The organism is Halococcus salsus (genome assembly GCF_009900715.1).
In the GTDB taxonomy this organism is placed as follows: domain Archaea; phylum Halobacteriota; class Halobacteria; order Halobacteriales; family Halococcaceae; genus Halococcus; species Halococcus salsus.
In genome coordinates, this window is sequence record NZ_JAAAJC010000003.1 from 113,617 (window position 1) to 127,232 (window position 13,616).

Consider the following 13,616-nt stretch of genomic DNA (forward strand, 5'->3'; position numbering starts at 1 on the left):
TCGATATGTGAGTAGTCACCACCCCGATCACCCGCACGAAGGTTTTTGCGCACGCCACGCCATCTCCTCACATGGCCGCCGACCAGGCCATCCTCGAACGGGTGCTCGCCACGGGCGAGCAGGAGGGTGGCAACGTCGAGTTCAAAGAACGGCTCACGAAGGACCTCCATCTCGCCGACGGCAGACTCGAAAGCCTCGCCGCCCAGCTCCGCCACCGCGTGCTCTCGGGCGACGGCGAGGCCATCTACGTCGTCGGCGTCACGGACGACGGGGGACTCGCGGGCATCGACCCCGACACCTTCTCCGAGTCGATGGACGTGCTCTCGCTCCTGAGCGAGGAAGCCGAAGCGCACATCGAGTCCGTCGACACCTGGGGGATGGGCGAGGGTATCGTCGGCGTCGCCACCATCCACGAGGGCGCGATGATCGAGGACGACGGCCACATCGTGGTCGGCACCGCGGGCCACGTCGACCACGGCAAGAGCACCCTCGTCGGGAGTCTCGTCACCGGCCAGGCCGACGACGGCGACGGTGGCACGCGGAGCTATCTCGACGTCCAGCCCCACGAGGTCGAGCGCGGCCTCTCGGCAGACCTCTCCTACGCGGTCTACGGCTTCCGCGACGGCGAGCCGGTCCACACCCGCAACCCGACCCGGAAGGCCGACCGTGCGGCCGTCGTCGAGGAGGCCGAGCGGCTCGTCTCGTTCGTCGACACCGTCGGTCACGAGCCCTGGCTCCGAACCACCATCCGAGGGCTCGTCGGCCAGAAACTCGACTACGGGATGCTCACCGTGGCGGCCGACGACGGCCCCACCAAAACGACTCGTGAACACCTCGGGGTGCTGCTCGCCACCGAACTCCCGACGCTGGTCGCCATCACGAAGACCGACATGGTGGACGACGAGCGCGTCGCCGCGGTCGAGAGCGAGGTCGAACGCCTCCTCCGCGAGGTCGGCAAGACCCCACTCAGCGTCGCCCGCCACGGCGTCGACGCCGCGGTCGAGGAGATCAGCGAGACGGTCGTCCCGATCCTCCGGACCAGCGCGGTCACGATGGAGGGGCTCGACGCGCTCGACGACCTGTTCGAGCGCCTCCCGAAGACCGGGGACGCCGCCGGCGAGTTCTCGATGTACGTCGACCGGAGCTACCAGGTCACCGGCGTCGGCGCGGTCGCCTCCGGTACTGTCCGATCCGGCACCGTCGAGGCGGGCGACGAACTCCTCCTCGGCCCCTTCCGCGACGGCGTCTTTCGACCCGTGGAAGTCCGTTCGATCGAGATGCACTACCACCGAGTCGACTCGGCGAAGGCCGGCCGGATCGTCGGGATCGCGCTGAAGGGCGTTCGCGAGGCCGACCTCGAACGGGGGATGGTGCTCCTCCCGCGCGATGCCGACCCCGACCCAGTCAGGAGGTTCGAGGCCGACGTGATGGTGCTCAACCATCCCACCCGGATCGACGACGGCTACGAGCCCGTCGTCCACCTCGAAACCGTGAGCGAGGCCGCCGCCTTCCACCCCGACGAGGGTCAGCTCCTCCCCGGCGACACCGGCACGACCACCGTCGAGTTCAAGTTCCGACCGTATCTCGTCGAGGAGGGCCAGCGGTTCGTCTTCCGCGAAGGCCAGTCCAAGGGCGTCGGAACCGTGACGAGCGTGACCCCGGACGAGTGAGGGCCCGCGAGACGTCCGACCAGAACCCTTCCCGACGATCCCGACCGACGACCGGACGGTCACGGACGCGGAAACGGGATCCGTCGTAGCTTTCCTCGTCGACCCCGAAGCGGGGACTGGATTTCGACACGATGAGTGAGCCGAACCGCGCCACCGACGGCGCAACGCAGTCGTCGAGACGACCCACGCGCCGCCAGTACCTGCTCTGTCTCCCGGTCGTGTTCCTGGTCGCGGTGGCGACCTACGTCCGGACGACCGACTACTGGTTCGTCGCCGCCGACAGCCTCACGCTCATCGAGACGAGCCGGGTCGGGACCGTCGCGGATCTCGCCGACCTCTTCACCCAGCCCCTGATGCACGGGTCGTCGTTCACCGACGTCGCCCTGTTCTATCGGCCGATATCGAGCCTCTCGTACGCGGTCGACTACGCGCTCTGGGGGCTCTCGCCGGGCGGCTACCACCTCACGAACGTCGTGCTACACGCCATCGCGGCGGTGCTGGTCGCGCTCGTCGTGGCCGACCTGACCGCGCGGGTCGCGGTCGGCGCGCTGAGCGGCGGCCTGTTCGCCGTCCACCCGCTCGCCGTGGCCGTCATCCCGGCGGTCGCCCGCCGCCAGGACGTCCTGCTGACGATATTCGTCCTCGTAGCGGTCGGGCTGTTCGTTCGGAGCCGGCGCGAGGATCGACCCCGATTGCTCGGCGGCGCGCTGGTCGCGTACGTCCTCGCGCTGGGGGCGAAGGAGACCGCGCTGGTCGTTCCGGCGGTGGTGTTCGCCTGGGTGGCCATCGACCGCGAGGGGCGGTGGCGGGCCAGGATCCGCGAGGGGATCCGGGCGACGGTGCCGTTCGTCGTCGTGACCGCCGGCTACGTCGTCGTCCGCGTCGCGGTCCTCGGCGGCCTCGGCGGCTACCGGAGCGGGATCGGCACGGAACCGGACGGCTCCATGGTGTTCCTCCCCCTGAAGTTCCTCCTCTGGCTCGGACAGCCGACGAGCCTCGTCGAAACCCTCCCGGCCGGGCTTCGGGTCCCCGTGCTCCTCGTCGCCGCCGGTGGGCTGCTCGTCGGAGGCCTGCTGGTCCGACGCGGGAGGACCCGAGGACGCCTCGACCGAGTCGCGTCCCGGTCGTGGGGGCTCAGTCTCGCGCTGTTCGCGGCGCTCGTCGGCGTGTTCGCCCTCATGCCGGGAGCGACGGGGACGAGCGGGGGAGCGAGCGCGGCGGTCCGCTACCTCGTGGATTCGCTGTTCGTAGGCGGCTGTCTCGCGGGACTGCTGGCGGCGGCGCGCACCATCGACCCGCCGTTCGACGCCGCGACCCGGCGGCTGGTCGGCTTCCTGGCCGCCTGGGTCGTCGCGGTGCCGGGGCTCCTCGTCGTGGCGGGGGCCGGGATCGGCTCCCCGCTCGAAGTCGGCGACCAGATCCAGACGGGCTATCTCTGTCTCGTGCCCGCGATGGCGGGGCTCTCGCTGGTCACCGTGGTGGCCGGCGAACGGGTCGTCGCGGCCGCCCGTACGGGGACGCTCCGGCCCGACGCGAACCTCGTGGTCGTCGGGCTCGCCGTCGCGCTGACCGCCTCGCTGCTCGTGGCCTCGCCGCTCGTCCACCCGTACCCCGAGTGGGAGCAGCGGGGCGAACAGAACTACCGGACGCTCGCCGGGCTCGACGACGAGCCGAGCGGCGTCGCGCTGACGGCCGCCGCCTCGGCGGGCGACCCCCCCGAGTCCGAGGCCGGACCGCTGGCGGCCTCGACCGAGCGGCTGAATCGGTACACGGTGGAGGCCTGGGTTCGGTTGCGGGCCTCGCCACGGGACGGACGCCTGACGACGGCCGGTGAGGTCGTGCCGGCGGTCCCCGAGAAGACGAGCCGCTCGGAGGAGCGAGTGAGGATGGCGAGCCCGAGCGAGCCGAACGGGATGCCGACGGTCGGGCCGTGAGGAGCGCCGGTCGCTACCGTCCCCACGGCGGGGTCGCGAGCTCCGCCATCGAGTCGAGGACGTAGTCGGGTTCGGGGTCGGGAACGGAACCGTCGTCGAGCCACGCGCTCCGGAGGCCGGCGGCCCGCGCGCCGGCGATGTCGGCGGCGAGCGAGTTGCCGACGTGGACGCTCGCTTCCGGGTCGGCGTCGAGCGCGTCGAGCGCCCGGTGGAACGGTTCGGCTGCGGGTTTGGCGGGCGCGTCGTAGCCGGCGTGGACCACGACCTCGAACGCGTCGTCGAGGTCGAGCCCGGCGAGTTTCTCGGCCTGCATCGCCGGCGCGCCGTTCGTGACGACCCCGACCCGGTGGTCGTCGGCCAGCGCCGCGACCGCCTCGCGCGCCCCCGGCAGGAATCGGACGTTACGGTGGTCGCGCTCGGCGGTGTAGGCCTCGGCGACCGCGCGGCCGACCTCGGGGTCGCGCCCGCTGTCGGCGGCGAGCGCGGCGAAACACGCCGCGCGGAGGTCGTCGGCCGAGTCGGTGGTCGCGGTGAACTCGTCGTACCGCGCGTAGTAGTCCTCGATCGCGAAGAAGGGCGTCACGTCCCGAGCCTCGAACGAGGCCGCGAGAAGTTCGTGGCCGGGTCGGCGGTACTCACAGAGCGTACCGTCGATGTCGAACAGGACCGTGTCGACCGGCGGAGTCATGGCCGAACGGAGGCGCGCCGCGACCAAAAGTCAGAGGGCGCGGTAGCCGTCGTCGACCCGTTCGGCGAGGCCGAAGACGACAGCCCATTCGAGGAGCCGCCGGACGCGCTCGCGCCAGTCGGCTTGCCAGTCCGTCGACCGATTGCGTTCCCACGTCGGGACTGCCTCCCGAACCCGCTCGAAGACTTCGTCGGCGCTGCGCGGGCCATCGGTTTCGAGCGCGTCGCGCACCTCGCTGGCCGCGAACACCCGTTCGCGGAACGCACGGGCGAGCGCCGCGTCGTCGGGTGCATCGGGGAGACGACGGTAGCCCGAATCGGTCTCCTCAGCGAGGTCGAGCGCCCGGCAGAAGGTGATCCACTCGCGAGCGGCCTCGCGCGAACCGACGTCGGTCGCCTCGACCACGCGAGCACAGCAGTCGTCCTCGCTGCCCGGTACGATGGGCAGCGCCGCGCTCACCTCGCGGACGGACGCCCGCGAGCGGGGTTCGGGGGCGACCTTGAGCCTCACAGCTCGAACGATTCTTCGAGCATCGCGTGGTCGGTTTCGCCGAAGGTGTGGGTCGGGCCGCCGACCACGTCGACGGTGACCTGGGCGGGCGCGAACAGGCCATCGGGGAGGTCCGCGAACGACCAGTCGACGTCGTCGAAGATCGCCTCGAACGGCGTCCCGTACTCGTCGGCGGCGGTCGACGGGAGGTCGGCGAATCGCTCGAAGTCCTCGGCGACGGTGAAGTGGACCCGCCCGCCGTAGGCGAGCGCGTCGTTGGTCCGGGCGAGCGCGGTCGGCTCGCCGCCGGCGACCGGCGGGATCGGCGCGTCGGCGGCCACCGAGCGGATGTCGAGCGGGTCGTAGCCCAGGTCCACGAGTCGGACGGTCGCGAGTTCGGCGGCGCGCGCGCCGACCGTGACGCTCCCGACGAGGCTCGCGGTCGGCACGCTCAGGAGGAAGAGGGAGTTGGCGGGGAGCGCGGCCCGGTCGGCGATGTGGTCGGCGGCGGTCTCGGTCGGGAGGGTGTCGGCTTCGAGCGCGAGCACGCCGAAGTCGAAGTCGTCGCCGTAGCCGATCCGCGCGAAGACGTCCTCGTCGGCGACCAGAGCGCGCGCCGGCCCGCTCCCCAGCCCTTCGTAGTCCTCGACGCTGAGCTCCCAGCCCGCCTTCTGGGCGCAGAGCAACGCGAGCGCGGGTCGGTCGGTGGTGAGCTCGACGTGGGGCAGCGGCGCGTCGGCGACGGTTCCCATCCGGGTTCCGACGGTAGCGAGGCCGGCGGTCTGGATCTCCGCCAGCAATAGCCCAGCCTCGTAGCCGCCCGTCACGCCGTGGCCGAAGTCGAACACCGTCGTCCCGTTGTCGAGTTCGTCGACGGCGATCCCGAGTTCGTCGGCAAAGTCGAGCGCCTCGTCGACGAGTTCGAGCGCCATCCGGTTGAGGCTCTCCATGCCGACGCGTTCGTCCGGGGCTCTCAACCCTCTGTCGGTCGCGGGCGCGAAGGATTTTGCGTCCGCGGCCCGTAGACGGTCTATGGCCCATCTCGGACGCCGCGTGCTCGCCGTCGGGGCGGGCGCGTGGCTCCTCGTCACCGCGCTCTTCGCCGCCGCGACGGGCTACGGGCTGCTCCGCGCGCTCGTGCTCGACGGGAGCCTCGGCACGGTGCTCGTCGTCGCCCTCGGCGCGGCGCTCGCGCTCGGCTACCTGAGCTACCGTTCCGGCAGCCAACGCCTCCTCGGCCGGCTTGGCGCGACGCCGTTGTCGACGACGGCCGCGCCCGGCGTCCACGCGAGCCTCGACCGCCTCGCCACCCGGATGGCTATCGACGCCCCAGCACTCTACGTCGCACGCCTCGGCCAGCCGAACGCGTTCGCGCTCGGGCGCGACACGCTGGTGGTCGACCGCTCGCTCCTCCGCCTGCTCGGCCCGGCCGAACTCGAAGCCATCCTCGCCCACGAACTCGCCCACCTCGCGGGCCGCGACACGCTCGTCCAGACGCTCGCCAACAGCCTCCTCAGAACCGTGACCGGCCTCGCGCTGGTCGTGTTCGCGCCGTTCGTCGCGGTCTTCGGGGTGGCCTGCTGGGGGCTCTCGCTCCTGCTCGGCCGGCCGGTCCGGGGTGCCGGAAGCGTCGCGAGCGGACCGCGCCGCGCGGCGATGCGGCTCCTCGTGGGTCTCGTCACCGGCCCGACCGTCGCGCTCCGGGCCTACTCGCGCCGCCGGGAGTACGCCGCCGACGAACGTGCGGTCGAGGTTCTCGACGACCCGCTCGCACTCGCACGGGCGCTCAGGACGATCCAGCGCGCCACCGAACCCGGCTTCGGGCTGTTCGCGTGGCTGTTCGGCGACGTCGAGCGGGAACGGAGCCCGCTCGAACGCACGTTCGCGACCCACCCGCCGACCGACGACCGGATCGAGCGGGTTCGCGAGGCCGCACGGGCGCGCGGTGCGGGGTCGGGCCACGGCCGTATCGAGATCAACTGAGGTGGCGAACGCGGTTCCCGGGACCGACAACGCGAACGTTGAAGGGACCGACGGTCGACGTTCGATCAACCGATGGGGACACTCGATTCGTTCTCGGAGCGGCCACTGAGCTCGCGGGTCGCGCTGATAAACATGGGGCTCGACGTCGTCGGGATCGTCGTGAGTCTCGTGCTCTTTCTCCAGTTCGGGGTCAGCCTCGTGCTCGGGATCCTCGTGACGATCATCGCGAGCACCGTGGTCGCGGGCGGCTACTTCCTCGTCAACCGATAGCGCTGGATCGACGGGGTCGGTCCCCGTATGCGGCTACTCGCGGTCGCTCCGGGCCGCGTGACCGAGTTCGCGTTCGACCGAGTCGACCTTCTCGGCCGCCGTCGTCGTTTTCGTTCGCTTGTCGTCGACCTTGAGCACCGTGCTCACGCGGTCGCCGTCGACGGCCTCGTGGGCGGCGTGTGCGGCGGCGAACAGCTCGTCCGCCGAATCCGCCTCGATCACCGTCCCCATCGGGTTGGTCTCGTAGGTCACGTCGAACTCGTCGAGCGCCGCGACGGCCTTCGCGACCTCGCCCGCCATGCTTCCCTCTCGCACCGGGGCCACGCTGAGGAGTGCGACCACTGTCATGGGGGCCGAACGGTCGCGCGCCACCTAACCCTGCCGCCACCACCGTTATGGCTTCGACGGGCACACACGTATCATGGAACCGGCCCGCGTGACGGCCAACGGCATCGAATTCGCGTACTACGAGTGGGGCGACGGCGACCGGCTCGCGCTCTGTCTCCACGGCTTCCCCGACGACGCCGGGACGTTCGACACGCTCGCACCGCGGCTCGCGGCGGCGGGGTTCACCGTCGTCGCGCCCTTCATGCGCGGCTACGGTCCCACCGACCCCGCCCCCGACGGCGACTACTCGGCGGGCGCGCTCGGCCGCGACGCACTCGCGCTCGCCGACGCACTCACCGAGGCGGAGAACCTCGTCGACCCCGTCGTCGTCGGCCACGACTGGGGTGCCGTGGCGGCCTACGCCGCGGCGACCATCGACCCCGAGGTGTTCACCCACCTCGTCGGGATGGCCGTCCCGCCGGGCTTCCCGACGAACGCCCTCGGCAACCCGCGCCAGTGGCTCCGGAGCTGGTACATGGGCTTCTTCCAGCTTCCCGACCTCTCCGAGCGCGCGCTCCGGGCCGAGGAGTTCGCGCTGATCGAACTCCTCTGGGGGCTCTGGAGCCCCGAGTGGAGCTACTCCGAAACCCGCATCGAGAGCGTGAAGGGGACGTTTCGCGCGCCGGGTACGGTCGCGGCCGCGCTGGCGTACTACCGCCAGTTCGCCCGCGGGCTGGTGGCGCGAAACCCGTTCGCGGACCGTGAACGGGGCGGTATCGAGGTGCCGGGGCTGGTGGTCGCCGGCGCGGACGACGGCTGCATCGGCTCCGAACTCTTCGCCGACGCCGACGACGCCTTCGCGGCCGACTGTCGGGCGGTCGCGGTTCGCGGGGCGGGCCACTTCATGCATCGCGAGCGCCCCGCGGCGGTGGCCGCGGAGGTCACGGACTTCGTCGGGCGCTGAGACCACAACACACATTCGCGCCGGTCGAGGAGTCGAGACATGATCGGCATCGTCGGCGGCGGCATCGCGGGGCTCGCCGCGGCCTATCGGCTCCAGCGGGCGGGCCACGAGGTGCGCGTGTTCGAGGCGAGCGAGGACGTCGGCGGTCTCGCCGCGACCTACGAGACCCGGGGCGACCGGATCGAGGCGTTCTACCACCACCTCTCGAAGTCGGAGGAGACCATCGTCGAACTCGCCGAGGAGCTTGGCCTCGGCGACGCGGTCGAGTGGCGGCTGGGCAAGAACGCCTACTACGTCGATGGTACGGTGCACCCGATGGACACCCCCTGGGAGATCCTCGCCTATCCCCACCTCAGCCTCTACGACACGTTCCGGCTCGGGATGCTCACGCTCGACATCGACGTTCGTGGGGGCGTTCCGAAGTTCGACAGCTACGAGAGTCTTCAAGATTACGAGGACGTCCCCATCACGGAGTTCCTGCTCGACCACACCACTCGGGGGGTCTACGAGAACTTCTTCGAACCCCTGCTCGACGCGAAGTTCGGCTCGCGACGCGACGACGTGAGCGCGGCGTGGCTGCTCGGACGGATCAAGTTCCGCGGCGAGCGCGACCTCCTGCGGGGCGAGTTCCTGGGCTACTTCGAGGGGGGCTTTCATCGGCTCGTCGACGCGCTGGTCGCCGCCGTCGGGCGCGGGAACGTCGAGACGAACGCGCGCGTCACGGACCTCGCCATCGAGGACGGCGCGGTCGAGTCGTTGACGGCCGAAACGGGCGCGGGTACCGAGACCCACGCCGTCGACGACGTCGTGGTGGCGGCGATGCCCAACGTACTAGAGGACCTCACGGGCTACACCTGCGACATCGACTTCCAGGGCACCGTCTGTTCGGTGCTCTCGCTCTCGGAGCCGGTGATGGACACCTACTGGCTCAACATCGCCGACGAGGCACCCTTCGGCGCGCTGATCGAGCACACCAACTTCGTCCCGCCGGCGCGCTACGGCGACGAACACCTCCTCTATGCCGTGAGCTACGTCCAGGACCCCGAGGAGCCCATCTGGCGGATGGACGACGCGGCGGTCGAGGAGACCTGGCTGATGGGCATCGAGGACCTCTTCCCGGACTTCGACCGGGAGTCGGTGAACTGGGTGAAGACCGCGCGAAACCCCCGAACCGCACCGGTCTACGAGCGCGGCTACCTCGACATGGTCGTGCCCTACGACCTCGGGAGCGCGGTCGCGGAGGGGGTCTACTACGCCGGGATGGCGAGCCGGGCGCAGTACCCCGAACGCAGCCTCAACGGCGGGATCCTCGCCGGCTTCGCCTGTGCCGACCGGATCGCCGAGACCGACGAACCCGGTCCCCGACCGCGGACGAGCGGCGAGGTCGGGGCGGTCGGTGACGGCGACGGCGGTCGATAACTGGTCGCGGACCGGCTCAGTGGATGTCGAGTTCGCCCTCGTCGTCCGTCGGCTCGGCGTCCCACTGGAGCGTGAACGCGACGGTTTCGTGGCTGCCGGATTCGAGCATACCGGCCGTGGAGTCGACGGCGACCTCGAACTGGATCGTCTCGGGTGGGGTGACCGTCGCGCTGTCGTTGCCGAGCGTGAACGTCACGCGCTCGCTGGAGCCGCCCGGTTCCGTCCGGTCACGCTGAGCGGTCCCGTCCACCTCGTCCGTCGCGGCCGTCGTCTCCGACCCCGAGGACTCCGTGTCGTCCCCGCTCGTCCGTGTTGCGTTCTCCTCGGTCGTCCGTGTGGCGTCGTCACCCGTCGTCCGTGCCGCGTCGTCAGTACCACCGAGTTTGTCGGCGAACCGGTGGAGATACGTCGCGACGTCCGCCCGGCTCATCTCGCGTTCGGTCTTGATGTCCGCCATGGCACCCCTCCGGGTATCACCGACGTAGCCGCTCCCCGCGCGCTCGCCTGGGGTTTATACTCCACTGGGTCCCTACCGCCCCCTACTCCACTGGGTCCGCACCGTACCCGCCTCGCCGGCCTCAATCCTCCTCGTCGAGCGAGCCCCACCCCAGCGCGTTCCGAACGAAGTTGCGGTGGCCCCGACGGAGGCGTTCGGAGACCGACTGATACGAGATCCCGAACTCCTCGGCGAGCCCCTGGAGGTCGATCCCACGGGGGATGTCGTAGTAGCCGAGTTCGAGCGCCGTGACGAGCGTCACGTACTGGCTCTCGGTGAGACCGAAACGACCATGGCGGGTGCTGTCGAGTTCGTAGACCTGTTTGAGGTCGATGGAGAAGTCGGATGCTTCACAGAACTCGTGGGTGGTCGCGAGCGAGTCCCGCGTCGGGAACAGCACGCGGAACCGCCATCGACCGTCGCCGCCGCGGGCGTTGAGCACCGTCGCCTCCTCTTCGACGAGGATGTGGATCAACACTCGGATCCGGTAGGTCCACGTCATTCGATAGAGGAACTCCCCGTCCAGTTCCTCCAACAGCGTGACGTCCTCGACGCTCGGGTCGTTTTCCAGCGCGTCCGAGAGGGCCGGAAGGTCGTCACACCGTACCCAGAGGTACGGGATCGCGTTGTTCCGATTGCGTGCGACCACCTGCACCACCTCGAAACGGGCGTCCGGCAGCGCATCGAGGGTCTCCCACAACGCGAACTCGTCGGCGGGGAGTTCGAGTTCCGCGATCGTCGTCATACCTCGTCGACGGCGGACGCCGACGTATAATTTCCCCGCGCGATGTTGGACGGCCGTCGGCCGCGCGCTCCGTTCGACCCCGAGCCTGTATCTTCAGGCACATCGGGTTCGTCGGCGGATATCCACGGATAGGACCTGTATGTCCAACGTCCGTCCTTATCGTTCGTGATGGTGTATTCGCTGGTGTTGGGCGCTCACGTCGACGGTATCGCCGTGAGCGACCGGCGAGACAACTATGAAATACTCGTACACGGTCAACGACGGTATCGTTCTCCAGCAGGTCCCCCAGTACCTCCAGGACACGGTCGCGAACATCATCGGGGCGCTCCCCGCGATCGTCGCCGCGATAGTCATCCTGGTCATCGGGCTCGTCGTCGGACGTGTCCTCGGCGGCGTGGTCGAGCGGGTCGTCAGGCGGGTCAACCCCGGCCAGTACGTTCAGGGAACCCCGCTCGCCCGGCGTGACGTCGACGGCGACATCGCGCAAGCGCTCGGCGACCTCGTGAAGTACATCGTCTACTTCCTCGCGCTCCTGCTCGCGCTCGACCAGGTCAACCTCCCGATCCCCGGCGACGTGCTCTCGGACATCACCACCGCCGGGCTCCGCGTGGTCGTCGCGGCGGCCATCCTGGTCGCCGGGTTCGCGGTCGGCCGGTTCGTCGGGAGCGTCGTCACGGGTATCGTCGACGGGTTCGGCTTCGACAGCTACCTCCGCGGGACGCCGCTGGCCTCGGTCACGAATTCGGTCGGCGGCGTCGGGCGGGCGGTCGGCGTGGTCGTCGAACTCCTGGTCTACTACTTCGCGGTGGTCGCCGCGGTCGACGCGCTCGAGTTCCCGGCGCTCGCGCGCCCCCTGAGCGCGTTCGTCGGTCAACTCCCGTTCATCGTCGCGGGGCTGCTCGTCCTCGTCGTGGGGATCTACCTCGCCGACGTGATCGGCGACTTCGTCGCTGGCATCGATCGGAGCCGGGCGACCGACATCGTCGGGCTGGTCGTCCAGCTGTTCGTCTACTACGTCGTCATCGTGTTCGCGCTCGACACCGCGGGCTTCGACACCACGGTGCTCCTCACCCTGTTCAACACGGTCGTGATCGCGTTCTTCGGGGCGCTCGGTATCGCGCTCGCGCTCGCGGTCGGCATCGGCGTCGGCTGGGGCAGCAAGGACTACGTTGCCGAGAACATCGACGACTGGATGCGGCGCGCACGCGGTAGCGCCGCCGACCTCGCCGAGGAGGACTCGGGGAGCGACGAGGGGTTCGACTCGCCACCGAGCGACTGAATCGTCGTCCCTGTATCGACGCACAACGACTTTTTACGGTCTCCCGACCTTCGCGTGACATGGCCACCACCCTCCTCGGTGACTACGACCGCTCGCGGATCCCGATGTGGATCGCGGCGGTCGTGCTGGTCCTCGCGCTGTCGTTCATCGTCTGGAAGTACATCGGCACGTTCATCCTCGGACTGTTCGTCTACTACATCACGCGGCCGATCCACCGCCGGCTCTACATGGTCATCCGGAACCAGAGCCTCACCGCGGTCGTCTCCCTGCTCACGATCGCGGTCCCGGTGATCTTCCTGATCGGCTATACGGTCTACGTCGGGGCGATCCAGCTCGCGGCGTTCGCCGAGAGCGCGGACCTCCAGCCCCTGATCGACGCGCTCCAGCCCTACGTCGGCGACATCAGCACGACGACCACGTCGAGTACCGACCCCGAAGCGGTGCTGTCGTCGCTGACGAACGACCCCCAGCAGTTCCTGGACGGCGGCGCGGTGGACACGGCGAACCAGGCGCTCACCCCCGTGTTCGGCTACCTCGGCGCGTTCGGGAACGGGCTGATCCAGCTGTTCGTGGTGCTCGCACTCGCCTTCTACCTCCTCCGTGACGACCACAAGCTCGCGGCGTGGTTCCGCAACGAGCTCGCGGGCGAGGGCTCGCCGGTCCACGCTTACCTGAAAGAGGTCGACCACAACCTCATGACGATCTACTTCGGGAACATCCTCAACGCCTTCGCCACGGCGATCCTCGCGGTGGCCTTCTACAACGGCCTCAACGCCTTCAGCCCCGCGGCGATCGCCATCCCCGCCCCGACGCTGCTCGGCGTCCTCACCGGGGTCGGGAGTCTGATCCCGGTGGTGGGGATGAAGATCGTCTACATCCCGGTCGCGCTCCTGCTCGCGGTCGAGGCGCTGATCCAGGACCCCACGCTGATCTGGTTCCCCGCCGTGTTCGCGGCGGTCTCGCTCGTGATCGTCGACACCATCCCGGACCTGATCCTCCGGCCGTACGTCTCGGGGCGGGACCTCCACACCGGCGCGGTGATGATAGCCTACATCATCGGACCGCTGCTGTTCGGGTGGTACGGGCTGTTCCTCGGGCCGCTGATCCTGGTCCTCGTGGTCCACTTCGCGCGGATCCTGCTGCCCGAGCTCGTCCGTGGCGAACCCGTCACCGCGAGCGCGACCGCGGGCAACCCGCTCGACGCGACCGACAACGTCTACTCGCCCGACCCCGCGCCCGTCGACCCCGACGAAGCCGAGGTGGAACGGGAGTCGAGCACGGCCGACGGCGACGGCGAACCCGCCGACGAGCGCGACACCGCGTCGAGCGGGCCGTCCGACACCGACGACTGA

The 13,616-nt window shown here is 69.9% G+C and carries 14 protein-coding genes; 8 read left to right on the top strand and 6 right to left on the bottom strand.

Features of this window, described 5'->3' with window-relative positions:
• Window positions 1–71: 71 nt before the first annotated feature.
• Together GT355_RS10120 and GT355_RS10125 are read left to right on the top strand one after the other, a co-directional pair.
• Complete coding sequence (locus GT355_RS10120; RefSeq protein ID WP_160134529.1) at window positions 72–1,670, top strand: GTPBP1 family GTP-binding protein; 1,599 nt, start codon at window positions 72–74, stop codon at window positions 1,668–1,670.
• Window positions 1,671–1,801: 131 nt separating this feature from the next.
• Window positions 1,802–3,604, top strand: a complete 1,803-nt coding sequence (locus GT355_RS10125; RefSeq protein ID WP_160134530.1) for a hypothetical protein — start codon at window positions 1,802–1,804, stop codon at window positions 3,602–3,604.
• A 13-nt stretch (window positions 3,605–3,617) separates the two neighbouring features.
• Here GT355_RS10125 and GT355_RS10130 read toward each other — a convergent pair whose 3' ends face one another.
• From GT355_RS10130 to mch, 3 genes are read right to left on the bottom strand one after another with little or no spacing between them, the layout of a single operon-like run.
• A complete protein-coding gene (locus GT355_RS10130) occupies window positions 3,618–4,292 on the bottom strand; it encodes an HAD family hydrolase (protein WP_160134531.1) in 675 nt (224 codons plus the stop codon).
• Between the two features lie 30 nt (window positions 4,293–4,322).
• A complete protein-coding gene (locus tag GT355_RS10135) occupies window positions 4,323–4,802 on the bottom strand; it encodes a double winged helix-containing putative transcriptional regulator (RefSeq protein WP_160134532.1) in 480 nt (159 codons plus the stop codon).
• Window positions 4,799–5,731 (bottom strand): methenyltetrahydromethanopterin cyclohydrolase, encoded by a 933-nt coding sequence (mch, locus tag GT355_RS10140; RefSeq protein WP_160134533.1) that lies wholly within the window; start codon window positions 5,729–5,731, stop codon window positions 4,799–4,801. Before mch ends, GT355_RS10135 begins: the two co-directional genes overlap by 4 nt.
• 82 nt (window positions 5,732–5,813) lie before the next feature.
• On the opposite strand from mch, the gene GT355_RS10145 reads away from it, so the two are divergent.
• Complete coding sequence (locus GT355_RS10145) at window positions 5,814–6,764, top strand: M48 family metallopeptidase (protein ID WP_160134534.1); 951 nt, start codon at window positions 5,814–5,816, stop codon at window positions 6,762–6,764.
• 72 nt (window positions 6,765–6,836) lie between these two features.
• Window positions 6,837–7,034 carry a hypothetical protein gene (locus GT355_RS10150; protein WP_120074658.1) on the top strand — a complete coding sequence of 66 codons (198 nt, stop codon included), beginning with the start codon at window positions 6,837–6,839 and terminating at the stop codon, window positions 7,032–7,034.
• Window positions 7,035–7,067: 33 nt separating this feature from the next.
• Here GT355_RS10150 and GT355_RS10155 read toward each other — a convergent pair whose 3' ends face one another.
• A complete protein-coding gene (locus GT355_RS10155) occupies window positions 7,068–7,382 on the bottom strand; it encodes an MTH1187 family thiamine-binding protein (RefSeq protein ID WP_160134535.1) in 315 nt (104 codons plus the stop codon).
• A 73-nt stretch (window positions 7,383–7,455) separates the two neighbouring features.
• On the opposite strand from GT355_RS10155, the gene GT355_RS10160 reads away from it, so the two are divergent.
• Both GT355_RS10160 and GT355_RS10165 read left to right on the top strand, forming a co-directional pair.
• Window positions 7,456–8,325 (top strand): alpha/beta fold hydrolase, encoded by an 870-nt coding sequence (locus GT355_RS10160; RefSeq protein ID WP_160134536.1) that lies wholly within the window; start codon window positions 7,456–7,458, stop codon window positions 8,323–8,325.
• Between the two features lie 39 nt (window positions 8,326–8,364).
• The gene (locus GT355_RS10165) at window positions 8,365–9,744 is read left to right on the top strand and encodes an NAD(P)/FAD-dependent oxidoreductase (protein WP_160134537.1); all 1,380 of its coding nucleotides are present in this window, start codon (window positions 8,365–8,367) and stop codon (window positions 9,742–9,744) included.
• Window positions 9,745–9,760: 16 nt separating this feature from the next.
• Here the strand turns inward: GT355_RS10165 and GT355_RS10170 are convergent, their stop codons facing one another.
• Window positions 9,761–10,201: a hypothetical protein gene (locus tag GT355_RS10170; RefSeq protein ID WP_160134538.1), complete on the bottom strand. Its 441-nt coding sequence runs from the start codon at window positions 10,199–10,201 to the stop codon at window positions 9,761–9,763.
• Window positions 10,202–10,322: 121 nt separating this feature from the next.
• Window positions 10,323–10,985 (bottom strand): helix-turn-helix domain-containing protein, encoded by a 663-nt coding sequence (locus tag GT355_RS10175; protein ID WP_160134539.1) that lies wholly within the window; start codon window positions 10,983–10,985, stop codon window positions 10,323–10,325.
• A gap of 235 nt (window positions 10,986–11,220) precedes the next feature.
• On the opposite strand from GT355_RS10175, the gene GT355_RS10180 reads away from it, so the two are divergent.
• Together GT355_RS10180 and GT355_RS10185 are read left to right on the top strand one after the other, a co-directional pair.
• The gene (locus GT355_RS10180; RefSeq protein ID WP_160134540.1) at window positions 11,221–12,264 is read left to right on the top strand and encodes a mechanosensitive ion channel family protein; all 1,044 of its coding nucleotides are present in this window, start codon (window positions 11,221–11,223) and stop codon (window positions 12,262–12,264) included.
• A 59-nt stretch (window positions 12,265–12,323) separates the two neighbouring features.
• Window positions 12,324–13,616, top strand: a complete 1,293-nt coding sequence (locus GT355_RS10185) for an AI-2E family transporter (protein WP_160134541.1) — start codon at window positions 12,324–12,326, stop codon at window positions 13,614–13,616.